Genomic DNA, 13,612 nt, shown 5'->3' on the forward strand with positions numbered 1-13,612 from the left:
ACCGCGTCCCGCGAGGCCCGGGTCCCTACGCCACCAGCACCGTGTGCGTCCGGGCCGGCGCGGCCGTCTCCGGCGGCTGTGCCGAGTCGGCGAGGGAGCGGCGGTCGGGACTGCTGCCCGGGGGCAGGGGGTCCAGGACGTCGACCTCGGCGATGAGGCCGCGGGCCGTCGCCACCCGCCACAGGGACGCCGGCAGCGTGTCCTCGCCGACGTACGCGGGGGCCGTGGTGGCCGTTCCGCCGCTGAGCCGGTAGCCGATGCGCACGGGCTGGACCGGCACCCCGGCGTCCAGGGCGGCCTGGAAGACGGCCCGGCGGAAAGGGCCCTGGGCCCGGCCGCACCAGGTGCTGCCCTCGGGGAACGCCGCGACCGCGGCGCCCTCGCGCAGGGCCCCGGCGATCCGGGCGACCGTGTCCGGGAGGGCCCGCAGCCGGTCCCGGTCGATGAACAGGGTCCCGCCGCGCGCGGCCAGCGCACCGGCGACGGGCCAGCGCCGTACCTCGGTCTTCGCCAGCATCCGGGCGGGACGGACGGCGGCGAGCAGCGGGATGTCCAGCCAGGAGATGTGGTTGGCGACCAGCAGCAGTCCGCCGGTGGGCGCGGCGGCACCGGTGATACGGACCCGGACCCCCGCGGCCCGCACGATCCACCGGCACCACCGCCGGACCAGGGACGCCGGTACCCGGGCCCCGATGGGCGTCAGCGCGATCGCGCCGAGCAGGAGCAGGAGGACCGCGGTGAGCCGCAGCACGGCACGCGGTACGGCCCGTGACCGCACGGCCGCGGGCATCTCGACACAGGCCTGCGGGGTGCACGGCGCGGTGGGCAGCCAGGCGCTCATCAGGCCGGTACGAGGGAGAGGAAGTGCCGCAGGTAGCGCCCGTTGACGCGGCTCATCGGCAGCAGCACGTACAGGTCGGCGACGCCGAAGTCCGGGTCGTGGGCCGGTTCGCCGCACACCCAGGCACCCAGGCGCAGGTAGCCGCGCAGCAGGGCGGGCAGTTCGACGCGGGAGTCGGGCGCGGGGCCCGGCGTCCACGGCAGCAGCGGCCGTACCCGGAACTCCTCCGGTGACAGGTGCTTGGCGCTCACCCGGTCCCAGGCGGCGGACGCGAGGGTGCCGCCGTCGGCGAGTGGGACGGAGCAGCAGCCGGCGAGCCACTCGTGGCCGCGCTCGACCATGTAGCGGGCGATACCGGCCCAGATGAGGCTGATGACCGCGCCGTCGCGGTGGCCGGGGTGCACGCACGAGCGGCCGACCTCGACGAGCTCCGGCCGGATCCCGTCGAGCGAGGCCAGGTCGAACTCGCCCTCGGAGTACAGTCGCCCGGCGATCGCCGCGCGCTCCGGCGGCAGCAGCCGGTAGGTGCCGACGACCTGGCCGGTCGTCTCCTCCCGGACGATCAGGTGGTCGCAGTACGCGTCGAACGGGTCGACATCGAGGCCCGGCTGCGAGCCGGAGAGCAGTGCCCCCATCTCCCCGGCGAAGACGTCGTGCCGCAGCCGCTGCGCGGCACGCACGTCCTCCTCGTTCCGGGCGAGGGTGACGGTGTAGCGGGTGGGGGCCGCGGGCTGCGCGGGGCGGTCGACGGTCAGTACGCCGGTCATGGCTCTCTCCTGGTCACGGGCCGGTCGGTGAGGCGGGGCGCTGAGCGGTGTCGTGCGATCCTTCGCCTCTGTTCTGCCGATGCCGACTGACCTTCGCGTGTCATGTGCAGAGAGAACGGGTGTGAGGTTGCTGAACGGCTCGCGCCACGAGCGACGACGTGGCCCGGTTCCATCCACCGAGCGCCGGGGAGGCCCCTCGACGCCGGGCAGGCCGCTCGACGCCCCGGCGTCGGTCAGCGACCGGGTCCCCGCGCCTGGTCTGTCCGGCACGTCGGCGTGCGGGACGCGGGCGTCCTGGACGGCATCGGCGCCCGGCGGCTGCGGGGCGCGCTGGAGGGGCGCGGGTTCGGCACGCCGGAGCGGCGCGGCGCGGCGACCTGGACCTCGGCCCGCTGGGCCCCCACCTCGCCGGTCCCGGCCCGTGACACGGGGATACCGGACGGGACCGGGAAGAGCACCACTCCCGGTCCCGCTCGTTCGCACCTGTCGGCGAACGTCCTTCCCCCTCCACGGGGTCAGCGCTTGGCGGCCTTGCGGGTCGCCCGCAGCCACTCCTTGTTCATGTTGGTGATGGACATGAGCGGAATCCCCTTGGGGCAGGCGGTGGCGCACTCACCGGCGAGGGTGCAGCCCCCGAACCCCTCCTCGTCCATCTGCTCCACCATGTCCAGCACCCGCGTCTCCCGCTCGGGTGCCCCCTGCGGCAGCACGTTCAGATGGTTGATCTTGGCGGAAGTGAACAGCATCGCCGCCCCGTTGGGACAGGCCGCCACGCACGCCCCGCAGCCGATGCACTCGGCATGTTCGAAGGCGAAGTCGGCATCCGGCTTCGGCACCGGCGTGGCGTGCGCCTCGGGAGCCGCCCCGGTCGGCGCGGTGATGTAGCCGCCGGCCCGGATGATCCGGTCGAACGCCGACCGGTCCACGACCAGGTCTTTGATCACCGGGAACGCCGATGCCCGCCACGGCTCGACGTCGATCGTGTCGCCGTCCCGGAACGACCGCATGTGCAGCTGGCAGGTGGTGGTGCGCTCGGGCCCGTGCGCGTCGCCGTTGATGACGAGCGAACACGCCCCGCAGATGCCCTCGCGGCAGTCGTGGTCGAAGGCGACGGGGTCCTCACCCTTGACGATGAGTTCCTCGTTGAGCGTGTCGAGCATCTCCAGGAAGGACATGTCGGGCGAGATCCCGTCCACCTCGTACGTGGACATGGTGCCGTCGGCGTCGGCGTTCCGCTGCCGCCAGACGCGCAGGGTGAGCTTCATGCGTAGCTCCGCTGGGTGGGGTGGACGTACTCGAAGACCAGGTCTTCCCTGTGCAGGACGGGAGCCGCGCCGGTGCCGGTGAACTCCCAGGCGGCCGCGTACCCGAACTCCTCGTCCTTGCGGGCGGCCTCGCCGTCGGGTGTCTGGGACTCCTCGCGGAAGTGGCCGCCGCAGGACTCTTCGCGGTGCAGCGCGTCGAGGCACATCAGCTCGGCGAGCTCCAGGTAGTCGACGACGCGGTTGGCCTTCTCCAGCGACTGGTTGAACTCCTCGCCGGTGCCGGGCACCTTGACACGCCGCCAGAACTCCTCGCGGATCTGCGGGATGCGCTCCAGCGCCTTGCGCAGCCCCGAGTCGGTGCGGGCCATGCCGCAGAACTCCCACATGAGTTCGCCGACCTCGCGGTGGAAGGAGTCGGGAGTGCGGTCGCCGTCGACGGACAGCAGCAGGTTGAGCCGGTCCTGGGTGTCGGCCAGCACCTCCTGGACGGCGGGGTGTTCGTCGGTCACCGTCTCGTGGTGCGGGTTGCGGGCGAGGTAGTCGCTGATGGTCGAGGGGAGGACGAAGTAGCCGTCCGCGAGTCCCTGCATCAGCGCGGAGGCGCCGAGCCGGTTGGCGCCGTGGTCGGAGAAGTTGGCCTCGCCGATCGCGAACAGCCCGGGGATCGTGGTCTGGAGGTCGTAGTCGACCCACAGTCCTCCCATCGTGTAGTGCACGGCGGGGTAGATCCGCATCGGCACCTCGTACGGGTCCTCGTCGGTGATCCGCTGGTACATGTCGAAGAGGTTGCCGTACTTGGCCTCGACGGCCTTGCGGCCCATGCGCTTGATGGCGTCGGCGAAGTCGAGGTAGACGCCCTGCCCGCCGGGGCCCACTCCCCTGCCCTCGTCGCAGACGTTCTTCGCGGCACGGGAGGCGATGTCCCGGGGGACGAGGTTGCCGAAGGACGGGTAGACGCGCTCCAGGTAGTAGTCGCGTTCGTCCTCGGGGATCTCGCCGGGGGGCCTGCGGTCTCCCTTCGCCTTCGGCACCCAGATGCGCCCGTCGTTGCGCAGCGACTCGCTCATCAGCGTCAGCTTGGACTGGTGGTCGCCGGTGCGCGGGATGCAGGTGGGGTGGATCTGGGTGAAGCAGGGGTTGGCGAACCAGGCGCCGCGCCGGTGGGCCCGCCAGATGGCGGTGGCGTTGGAGTTCATGGCGTTCGTCGACAGGTAGAAGACGTTGCCGTAGCCGCCGGAGGCGAGCACCACGGCGTCCGCGAAGTACGTGTCGATCCGGCCGGTGATCAGGTCCCGCGCCACGATGCCGCGCGCCCGCCCGTCGACGACGATCAGGTCGAGCATCTCGGTGCGCGGGTGCATCTCGATGTTCCCGGCGGCGATCTGCCGGCTGAGGGCCTGGTAGGCGCCCAGGAGAAGCTGCTGACCCGTCTGGCCCCGGGCGTAGAAGGTGCGCGAGACCTGCACGCCGCCGAAGGACCGGGTGTCGAGGAGTCCGCCGTACTCACGGGCGAAGGGCACGCCCTGCGCCACGCACTGGTCGATGATCTCGACGGAGATCTGCGCGAGCCGGTGCACGTTGGACTCGCGGGCCCGGAAGTCGCCGCCCTTGACGGTGTCGTAGAACAGCCGGTGGACGGAGTCGCCGTCATTGCGGTAGTTCTTCGCCGCGTTGATGCCTCCTTGCGCGGCGATGGAGTGGGCGCGGCGGGGCGAGTCCTGGTAGCAGAACTGGACGACGTGGTAGCCCTGTTCGGCGAGGGTGGCCCCGGCGGACCCGCCGGCCAGGCCGGTGCCGACGACGATCACGGTGTGCTTGCGCCGGTTGGCGGGGTTGACCAGCTTGGCCTCGAAGCGGCGCTTGTCCCAGCGCTCGTTGATCGGCCCGGAGGGGGCCCTGGTGTCGGCGACCGGCTCACCGGTCGCGTAGGCCGTGTACTCGCTGCAGGAAGTCATCTTCAGCTCACCACTCCGGTCATGACGGCCACGGGCACGGCGATGAAACCGGCCGTGAGCAGCAGCGCGAGGACGTTCGCGACGGTTTTCAGGGCGCGGTCGCGGGTGCGGCTGCCGACGCCGAGGGTCTGGGCCGCGCTCCAGAAGCCGTGCCGGATGTGCAGGCCGAGCGCGAGCACCGCGACGATGTAGACGACGTTGCCGTACCAGGTGGAGAAGGTGTCGACGACGTTCTGGTATGGGTGGCCGGGCCGGAAGCCGGGGTGCACGGTGCCGGTCGTCAGGTCGAGGATGTGCCAGACGATGAACAGACCGAGGATGGTCCCGCCCCAGCGCATGGTGCGGGTGGCGTAGGAGGCCCGTGCCTTCTTGTGCACGTACGTGGTCGGGCGGGCCCTGATGTCGCGCCGGCTGAGCTGGTACGCCGAGGTGGCGTGGGCGACGACGGCGACGACCAGCACGACCCGGACGAGCCAGAGCGTCCACTCGTAGTGCATGAACGGCTCGCCGACGGTGCGCAGCCAGTGCGCGTAGTGGTTGAACTCGCCCGCCCCGAAGAAGATCTTCAGATTTCCGATCATGTGGACGACCAGGTACAGCAGCATGATCAGACCGCTGACCGCCATCACGGTCTTCTTGCCGACGGTGGAGTCCCACACGGTGCGTGCGAAGGACGGCCGCCGGTCCGTCCGCGTTGCCAGAGCCATGGAACAGCACGCTACGGACCCGCGCCCGATCGGTCCAAGACATGGTCCGGCTTGATTCCATAGGCTGGAGCTATCGTAGGAGGATGCAGTTCCAGCAGCTCCAGTACTTCGTGGCCGTCGCCGAGACCCGGCACTTCACCCGGGCCGCCGATCTGGTCCACGTCGCGCAGCCGTCGCTGTCGCAGCAGATCAAGGCGCTGGAGCGGGAGCTGGGCGCGGATCTGTTCCTGCGCGCCCGGGGCAACATCACGCTCACGGACGCCGGGGAGGCGCTGCTCCCCCTGGCCCGGCGCATCCTGGCGGACGCCGACACGGCCCGCCACGAGGTGCGGGAACTGGCGCAGCTGCGCAGCGGGCGCGTGCGGCTGGGGGCGACGCCGAGTCTGTGCACGGGTCTGCTGCCGGATGTGCTGCGTGCCTTCCACGACCGCTACCCCGGCATCAGGCTGCTGATCGAGGAGGGCGGTTCGCACGACCTGGTGCGGGAGCTGGCGCGCGGGGCGCTGGATCTGGCGCTGGTGGTGCTGCCGCTGCCGACGCCGGCGCCCGCGCTGACCACGGTGGAGCTACTGAGGGAGGACCTGGTCGTGGTCTCCTCACCGGATGCCCCGAGCCCCGGCCGGGGCCGGCGCACGGTACGCGTCGCCGACCTGGAGGGCGAACGCCTGGTGATGTTCCGGCACGGGTACGACCTGCGGGAGCTGACGGTGGCCGCCTGCCGCGCCGAGGGCTTCGAACCCGACTTCGCCGTGGAGGGCGGGGAGATGGACGCGGTACTGGGGTTCGTGCGAGCGGGGCTGGGGGTGGCTGTGGTGCCGCGGATGGTCGCGGCGAGGTCCGGGCGCGGGCTGCGGGTCACCCCGCTGGCCCGGCCCGGACTGCATCGCGCGATCGCGCTGGCGCACCGCAGTGACGTGGCTCCGCCCCGGGCCGCTCGGGAGTTGCAGCGGATGCTGCTCGAACGGTGAGGTGACCAGTCTCTGGAACGCCGTTGTGCCGAGCGGCGTGCCGGGGTACGGGCTCGTCCTGGTGGTTCGCGCGGTTCCCCGCACCTCTGAGGGTGCCCCCCTCCAGTGCCGCGGCTGGCAACGTTTGCCCATGGAGGAGCGGCGTCCGGTGCGTGGTCTCGGCGGGCCGTCCGGAAGTCCTCGTACGGGACGTACTTGGGTTTTCGGCCGGTGCGGCGAGAGTGCGCACCGGGCGTCGCAACGGGGCGAACGTTGCCTGCCGCGGCACTAGCCCGTCGCGTCCACCAGAGCCAGTTCGTGCAGGCGCTCCGGCGGACCGGGCCTGGCGTAGTACCAGCCCTGGGCCGTGTCGCAGCCGAGGATGCGGAGCTGCTCGGCCTGCGCCCCCGTCTCCACGCCCTCCACCGTCACCGCGAGGTCCAGGCTGTGCGCCAGGGAGACGATCCCCTGGACGATCTTCAGGTCGACCGGGTCCGCCGGGAACTGCTGCATGCTCCGGGTGAAGGACCGGTCCAGCTTCAGGATGCTGACCGGCAGCCGGCGCAGGTTGGCGAGGTTGGAGTAACCCGTCCCGAAATCGTCCAGGGCGATGTCGACCCCCATCTCCGCCAGCCGCCGCAGCGGCTTCAGCAGATCGTCGTCGGCACCGATCAGCGCCGACTCCGTGACCTCCAGGCACAGCGCGTCCGGCTCGATGCCCGTCCGTTCCAGGATGTCGACCGTGTCCTGGACGAGGCCGGGATGCGTCAACTGGCACGGGGAGAGGTTCACGTTGATCCGCAGCGGCCCCGACGCCGCGACACCACCGTGCAGTTCCCGCCACTCACGGGCCTGGCGCACCGACTGCTCCAGCACCCAGCGCCCCAGCGGCACGATCAACCCGGTGTGCTCCGCGAGCGGGATGAAGCGGTCCGGCCCGAGAACGCCGTGCTGCGGATGCAGCCAGCGCACCAGGGCCTCGGCGCCCCGGACGCTGCCGTCCCCGAGATGCACCAGCGGCTGGTACTCGATGAAGAACTCGCCCCGGTCCAGTGCCGTCGGCAGCGCCGTGGTCAGTCCGTGCCGCGTGATGGCCCGGGCGTCGGCCTCCGGATCGGCGAGTTCGAAGCGATTGCCACCCGCCGACTTGGCCCGGTACATGGTGATGTCCGCGCTGCGCAGCACCTCCGCCGGGCTGCGTTCCCCGGCCGGGCCCTCGACGATGCCGATGCTGCCGCGCACGGTCAGCTCCCGGCCGTCGACACTGATCGGCGCGAGCAGCGCGTTCATGATACGCCCGGCGAGTTCGTCGACCTCGCGCTGGCTGTCGGACCCGGTGGTCAGCGCCACGAACTCGTCACCGCCGAGCCGCGCGACCATCTCGCCGGGACGTGTGGCGCAGGACTGGAGCCGGTCGGCGACCTCCACCAGCAGCCGGTCGCCGGCCGCGTGGCCGAGGCTGTCGTTGACGGTCTTGAAACCGTCGAGGTCCAGGTAGCACAGCCCGAACCGCTGGCCCTCCCCGGCACCCAGCGCCTTCTCCAGGCGCTCGAAGAAGAAGGTGCGGTTCGGCAGCCCGGTCAGCGCGTCGTGCGTGGCCTCGTAGCGCAGCCGCAGGTTGAGCAGCCGCCGCTCGGTGGTGTCCTCCATGAGGGCGAGCTGGTACTGCGGCTCACCGTCGGCGTCCCGCAGCAGGGAGACGGTCAGGTTGGTCCACAGGACGGTGCCGTCCGGGCGGTAGAACGCCTTCTCCAGGTGGTAGTGCTCCCGCTCGCCCCGCACGAGTTCGTCGTAGAGCCGCCAGGTCTGCGGAGCGTCGTCGGCGTGGGTCCAGTCCCGGACGTTGCGGCCGCGCAGCGTCTGCTCGGAGACCCCGAACATGCGCAGCAAGGCCCCGTTGACCTGCAGTATGTTGCCCCCGAGGTCGGCCATGCCGATGCCTATGGCCGCGCCCTCGAAGACGGCGCGGAAACGCGCCTCGCTCGCGTGCAGGGCCTGCGCCACCACGCCCTGCGCCTGGAGTGCGGCCTGCGCGATGGCCTCCTGCTCGGTCAGGGTCCGCTCGCGCAGCGCCCGGGCGAAACCGGCCGCCATCGCGTGCTGGAGCCGCGCGCACCGCGCCCGCAGGCCCTCCTGGTCGCCGTCGCCGCCGCAGTACAGGACCAGATAGGCGTCGACGCAGTCCAGGGTGCGGCTGAGCGCCTCCGGGTCGGTGCAGTGCACCTCCACGAGGGCGGCGCCGACCGACCTGCCCGCGTCGGAGTCGAAGGTCCGGGCCAGCAGTGCCTCGCTCAGACGGCGGGCCAGGGGCAGCAGTCGCGCCTCGAACTCGGGGCGGGTCGACGACGTCGAGGTCACCGGGTAGACGGCCCGGCTCCAGATCGTCGCGAACCGGCGCAGTCTGTCCTCCGGCCCGTCCGGTTCCGCGATCACGCGGTACGCCCCACGCCCGCGAACCCGGAGAACGCGTACGGATCCTCGTCGTCCGGTGCGGTGTCGGGCCGCCAGCGCGGCATCGCCACCAGTCCGGGTTCCACCATGTCGTACCCCTCGAAGAACCGCGCGATCTCCTCGCGCGAGCGCATGATCAGCGGGTTGCGGATGCCCTCGTACACGTCCACCGCGCCCCCGGCCCGCTCCGGCGGCAGCGGGATCCCCTCGTAGGAGGCGTGGGTGAGAACGAGCAGGCTGCCGGGCGCGAGTGCCTCGCCCAGTTCGGCCACGGCCCCGTACGGGTCGTCCTCGTCTTCCACGAAGTGCAGTATGGCAAGGAGGAGCAGGGCCACTGGCTGATTCAGGTCGATCAGCCGCTTCACCTCGGGGCTGCTCAGGATCTCCTGGGGCTTGCGCAGGTCCGCGGCGACGATGCCCGCGTCCTCGTTGCCCTCCAGGACCGCCTCGCTGTGCGCCACGGCCACCGGGTCGTGGTCGACGTACACCACGCGCGCGCCGGGGCGGGCGGCCTGGGCCACCTCGTGCACATTGCCGAAGGTGGGGATGCCGGAACCGACGTCCAGGAACTGGGAGATGCCCTGGTCGGCCGCGTACCGCACGGCGCGGCGCATGAAGGCGCGGTTCGCCTGCATGATCTTGGGGAGTCCCGGCATGAACTCCATGGCCCTGCGGGCCGCCTCCCGGTCGACCTCGAAGTTGTGCGATCCGCCCAGGTAGTAGTCGTACATCCGGGAGACGCTGGGCACCGAGATGTCGATGCTCCGTGGGGCCCAGGCGGGACGCTCCATCTATCTCTCCAAGGCGTAGGCGATCCGGTGTTCGAGCAGAGGCTACTGATCGCCCGCCAATGGAGCGACCCGAAACGGAAATTGACCATCCGTTCCCGGTCACTGCCTGCGGCACGTGCCGCATTGATACCCCTCCGCGGACCCCCCGAACATATGACGATCAGTGTCCGGGGCGTTCCGGAGCGTTCCTGTCCGGAGGGGAAACCGTCACGCGGCGCATGAGTTGAGGTGGGGCACGCAAACGGTCCGCCCCTCCGTGGGGCACGGAGGGGCGGACCGGGTCTGCGCTTCGGGTGCACGCGATTGATCGACGCTGGGGAGGCTTTTCCGCTACTTCGACGCGCCGACCGGCTTTCCGTCGGGGCGGATGGCGTACCAGGTGCCGCCGACGCCCTGGCCGTTGGTGTCACCGGCCTTCTTGTCGCCCGCGAAGGTGTAGATCGGGATGCAGTCGATGGTCTGCTGCTTGATGCCGTCAGGGCGGTCGAAGACGACGTAGCCCCGGTTGGGCGTCGACCCCTGAAGATCGATCCCCTTGGTGTCCTTCTCGTCGACCGGTGCGATGACCGGCCACTTGTCCAGGCAGGCCCCCGTGCACGCGGTCTTCATCGGCCACTGCGAGTCCTTCATGAACCGGTAGACCGTCATGCCGTTCTTGTCGATGACGATCTCGCCCAGCTCGGGGTCGTTGCGGGTGGACAGCCCGGGCAGTTCCTCGGCCTGCGCATCGCCGCCCCCGCCCCCCTGCGCCTTCTTGCCGTCGGGAGCCAGCGCGTACCACTTGCCGCCGACACCCTGGCCCTTGACGTCACCGGCGTTGACGTCCTTGGCGTAGCGGTAGGCGGGCCAGCCGCCGACCGTGAGCTGCTTGGTGCCGTCGGCCCGGGTGACCGAGCCGAGCAGCGCCTTGTCGATTCCCTCGCCCGCCTCGGCGTCGTCGGCCGGGACCGGCGGCCAGGTCTTGGCGCAGTCGCCGTCGCAGTTCGTCTTGGGCGGCTCGGCCGTGTCCTGGTCGAACCGGTACAGGGTGAGGCCGAGGCTGTCGGTGACCACCTTGCCGACCTTCTCGGCGGTGGACACGGACAACTTGCCCGCGGGGCTGGACGGGCTGGAGGGGCTCGGCGCGGCCGGCTGGCCGCTGGCGGTGCCACTCGCGCCCGTCCCGGTGCCCGCACCGATGTTTCCGTAGTCCCCGGGCGCAGCCGTGGCGCCCACGTTCTGGCTGGCCGCCGGTGGGCTGTCCTGACCGCACGCCGTCGTCAGCGCCAGGACCGCCGCGGCGCTCGCCACGAGTGAGGCGCTCCGCCAGGAGGTCTTCATCGTCAACTCCCCATATTCGCAAGGGTGTTGCAGCGCCCTGCTGCGCCGCCGCACGACCATGAGTACGCATGGGGGCGGCGCTTGTGTTCAATCGTCGGTCATATTTCTTTCCGGAACCCGTGGCGGGCACCGCGCGCCGTCGCACACGCGTGCACGCCGAGCACCTGCGGACTACCGCCGATCAAACCGGCGACGCCCCGATATCGCTCTTTCGGGGCAATCCCCTTCCGCCCCGGCACGTCCTGGCTGCACAGGACTCATGATCTTCGTCGTGCATGGACCCCTCGCTACTCAAGCCGCCCTTGCCACACGGGCCTTGGCGGTGGCGACGCTCACCTGGGCGCTCGTCGGCGCACCGGCCGGCGTGGCGGTGGCCGACGCCTGCGCGTACGCCTCGACGGGGCCGGGCGGCACCGAGGCGGTGGCGTACGCCGGAAGCAGGAAGACCTGGCCGACGAAGCCGCCGTGCCCGCCACCCACGCCGACCCCCACACCCACGCCGACCCCGACCCCGACCCCGACCCCGACCCCGACCCCGACTCCGACTCCGCCGCCCCCGCCGAAGCCGACGCCCTCGCCTCCGCCTCCGCCTCCGCCGAAGCCGAAGCCGACACCGACACCCGCGCCCAAGCCCTCGCCCCCGAAACCGGCCCCCACGGCCAGACCCGAGCCGCCGCCTCCCCGGCCGTCCGTGCCACGCCCGGCGCCACCCTCGTCCCGGCCGACCCCGAGGCCCGTGCCGCCACGGCCCGCTCCCCCGGCCCCGGCACCGGCCCCGCCGGCCACAGCGGCACCGCGTCCGTCCGCGACGCCGGTGCACTACCCGCGGTACCGCGCCACGCCCCCGCGGCCGCGGCGGGCGAACGGCACGATGTCGCCGCTCACCTTCGTCCTGCTGGTCACGGTGCCCGCGGTGGTGGCCGTCGCCGCGCTGCGCGCGCGCTGACCCCTGAAGCCCCTGGAGGTACCTCTTGCCGGAATGGCTTGTTCTCACCCTCGCGATGCTGGCCGCCTGTGCCGTGGTGGTCGTCATCACCTTCGTACGCCACCGCACGGCGTCCGACGACGAAGACCCCAGTGAGACCCCGGACGTCATCGAGTACATGACGATGTGGATCGGCGTGGTCTACGCGATCGTCCTGGGCCTGGCGATCGCCGGTGCCTGGGAGGGGCGCAGCGCCGCCCAGGACCACGTGCAGGCCGAGGCCACCGCGCTGCACGAGATCTCGGAGCGGGTGCGGGTCTACCCCGCCGACGAGCGCGACCGCATCCGGGACGACATTCACACCTATGTGAGCCATGTCGTCACCACCGAGTGGGACACCATGGCCGACCAGGGCGAGATGACCGAGCGCGGCACCGAGCTCTTCGAGCGGATCCGCCAGGACGTCACCGACTACGAGCCGGCGTCCGACTTCGAGGCCCAGGCCTACCAGCCGCTGCTGGACCAGGTGACCGCGGCGAACCAGGCCCGGATCGCCCGGGCGGAGTCGACCGGGGAGACCATGCCGGGCGTGGTGTGGTTCGGGCTGATCGCCGGGGCCGTCGTCACCATCGGAATGATCTTCGCCCTGCAGATCCGCAGAACGACCCGTGAACTGGTCCTCGCCGGGCTCTTCTCGGCGCTGATCGCCTTCCTGCTGTTCCTCATCTGGGACTTCGACGCACCCTACAGCCGGGGCGTGACCGCGTCGGCGGACCCGTTCCTGAACCTCTTCCCGGGCGTCAAGGACTGACGGCGTTTCCCGGCACGGACCCCGGCCGGGGGCGAGCGACACACCGTCGTTGTCCCCCGGCCGCGCGGCGGCGTTCCCCCGGGCGGCCCACACCCGTGCCCCATTCGCGCTACTGCGATCGCGCCATCGTGCGCGTCTTCCTAGCGTTTCGGGCATCGAGGTGCATTTGTGACGTGAGCGGAACAGGTCCGCGCTTGCTCCTCGGGGACCGGAGGATTCACCATGCGCGCGATATGCCTCGCTTCGGCCGCACTGCTGGGCGCCGGCGCCCTCACCTCCTGTGTGCCCGCCGACGCGGCGATCCGTACCAACTTCGTCTTCGGCGTCGAGCCCTCGACCGTCGCGCCGGGGGGCGAGGTCACCCTGCGGGTGGAGCGCAACCGAGCATGCCGCGGTGAGGCGGCGGTCAACTCACCGGTCTTCGACATGGTCACCATCGCGCCGCACGAGTCCTGGGCGACTGCCGTCGTCGACTGGGACGCCAAGCCCGGCACCGTGTACGACGTGCAGTTCGAGTGCGACAGGTCGAGCGGCAGCGCGCTGCTGACGATCGCGGACGACCGTCCGACGCATCACCCGACGCACCACCCCACGCACCACCCGACCCATCACAAGGCGCACCACCCCCACAAGGGGGTGCACGCCGGTGAGGGCGGCACGGTCGCCGGCTTCGACCTCAAGGAGATCGGCCTGGGCGCCGCGCTGGTCGCCGGGTCGCTCGGCGTCGCCTACCACTTCTCTCGCCGCCGCGCCGACGAGGACGCCGGCTGACCCGCCGCCGGGCACAGGCTTTCGCCCCGGCTCCCCGGGTGAGGGGGGCCGGGGCGAGGGC

At 71.6% G+C, this 13,612-nt stretch carries 13 protein-coding genes; 4 read left to right on the forward strand and 9 right to left on the reverse strand.

Annotated features, from left to right (window positions below):
• Positions 1 to 25: 25 nt before the first annotated feature.
• From ABTX62_RS31045 to ABTX62_RS31065, 5 genes are all read right to left on the reverse strand, one after another.
• Complete coding sequence (locus tag ABTX62_RS31045; protein WP_352119285.1) at positions 26 to 841, reverse strand: lysophospholipid acyltransferase family protein; 816 nt, start codon at positions 839 to 841, stop codon at positions 26 to 28.
• Positions 841 to 1,608 (reverse strand): GNAT family N-acetyltransferase, encoded by a 768-nt coding sequence (locus ABTX62_RS31050; RefSeq protein WP_352119286.1) that lies wholly within the window; start codon positions 1,606 to 1,608, stop codon positions 841 to 843. The genes ABTX62_RS31045 and ABTX62_RS31050 overlap by 1 nt, the downstream gene beginning before the upstream one ends.
• Positions 1,609 to 2,123: 515 nt before the next feature.
• Positions 2,124 to 2,873: a succinate dehydrogenase/fumarate reductase iron-sulfur subunit gene (locus ABTX62_RS31055; protein WP_352119287.1), complete on the reverse strand. Its 750-nt coding sequence runs from the start codon at positions 2,871 to 2,873 to the stop codon at positions 2,124 to 2,126.
• Positions 2,870 to 4,828: a fumarate reductase/succinate dehydrogenase flavoprotein subunit gene (locus ABTX62_RS31060; RefSeq protein ID WP_352119288.1), complete on the reverse strand. Its 1,959-nt coding sequence runs from the start codon at positions 4,826 to 4,828 to the stop codon at positions 2,870 to 2,872. The genes ABTX62_RS31055 and ABTX62_RS31060 overlap by 4 nt, the downstream gene beginning before the upstream one ends.
• 2 nt (positions 4,829 to 4,830) lie before the next feature.
• Positions 4,831 to 5,535, reverse strand: coding sequence for a succinate dehydrogenase (locus tag ABTX62_RS31065; RefSeq protein WP_352119289.1), 705 nt, complete (start codon positions 5,533 to 5,535; stop codon positions 4,831 to 4,833).
• Between the two features lie 83 nt (positions 5,536 to 5,618).
• Here ABTX62_RS31065 and ABTX62_RS31070 point away from each other — a divergent pair, with 83 nt between their 5' ends.
• On the forward strand, positions 5,619 to 6,503 hold the full coding sequence (locus ABTX62_RS31070; protein WP_283968582.1) for a LysR family transcriptional regulator: 885 nt from the start codon (positions 5,619 to 5,621) through the stop codon (positions 6,501 to 6,503).
• Between the two features lie 267 nt (positions 6,504 to 6,770).
• Here ABTX62_RS31070 and ABTX62_RS31075 read toward each other — a convergent pair whose 3' ends face one another.
• The 4 genes from ABTX62_RS31075 to ABTX62_RS31090 all read right to left on the reverse strand — a co-directional run bounded on the left by ABTX62_RS31075 (position 6,771) and on the right by ABTX62_RS31090 (position 11,830).
• Positions 6,771 to 8,915 (reverse strand): putative bifunctional diguanylate cyclase/phosphodiesterase, encoded by a 2,145-nt coding sequence (locus ABTX62_RS31075; RefSeq protein WP_352119290.1) that lies wholly within the window; start codon positions 8,913 to 8,915, stop codon positions 6,771 to 6,773.
• Positions 8,912 to 9,724, reverse strand: coding sequence for an SAM-dependent methyltransferase (locus ABTX62_RS31080; protein WP_352119291.1), 813 nt, complete (start codon positions 9,722 to 9,724; stop codon positions 8,912 to 8,914). The genes ABTX62_RS31075 and ABTX62_RS31080 overlap by 4 nt, the downstream gene beginning before the upstream one ends.
• 330 nt (positions 9,725 to 10,054) lie before the next feature.
• The gene (locus ABTX62_RS31085; protein ID WP_352119292.1) at positions 10,055 to 11,044 is read right to left on the reverse strand and encodes an SCO0930 family lipoprotein; all 990 of its coding nucleotides are present in this window, start codon (positions 11,042 to 11,044) and stop codon (positions 10,055 to 10,057) included.
• Between the two features lie 291 nt (positions 11,045 to 11,335).
• Positions 11,336 to 11,830 (reverse strand): hypothetical protein, encoded by a 495-nt coding sequence (locus tag ABTX62_RS31090; RefSeq protein WP_352119293.1) that lies wholly within the window; start codon positions 11,828 to 11,830, stop codon positions 11,336 to 11,338.
• Positions 11,831 to 11,858: 28 nt separating this feature from the next.
• On the opposite strand from ABTX62_RS31090, the gene ABTX62_RS31095 reads away from it, so the two are divergent.
• The 3 genes from ABTX62_RS31095 (at position 11,859) to ABTX62_RS31105 (ending at position 13,551) form a co-directional block, all read left to right on the forward strand.
• Positions 11,859 to 11,990, forward strand: a complete 132-nt coding sequence (locus ABTX62_RS31095) for a hypothetical protein (RefSeq protein ID WP_283968587.1) — start codon at positions 11,859 to 11,861, stop codon at positions 11,988 to 11,990.
• Positions 11,991 to 12,015: 25 nt separating this feature from the next.
• Positions 12,016 to 12,780: a bestrophin-like domain gene (locus tag ABTX62_RS31100; protein WP_352119294.1), complete on the forward strand. Its 765-nt coding sequence runs from the start codon at positions 12,016 to 12,018 to the stop codon at positions 12,778 to 12,780.
• 222 nt (positions 12,781 to 13,002) lie between these two features.
• Complete coding sequence (locus ABTX62_RS31105) at positions 13,003 to 13,551, forward strand: hypothetical protein (RefSeq protein WP_352119295.1); 549 nt, start codon at positions 13,003 to 13,005, stop codon at positions 13,549 to 13,551.
• Positions 13,552 to 13,612: the final 61 nt, after the last annotated feature.

This window comes from Streptomyces sp. NPDC096046 (genome assembly GCF_040303285.1).
In the GTDB taxonomy this organism is placed as follows: Bacteria; Actinomycetota; Actinomycetes; order Streptomycetales; family Streptomycetaceae; genus Streptomyces.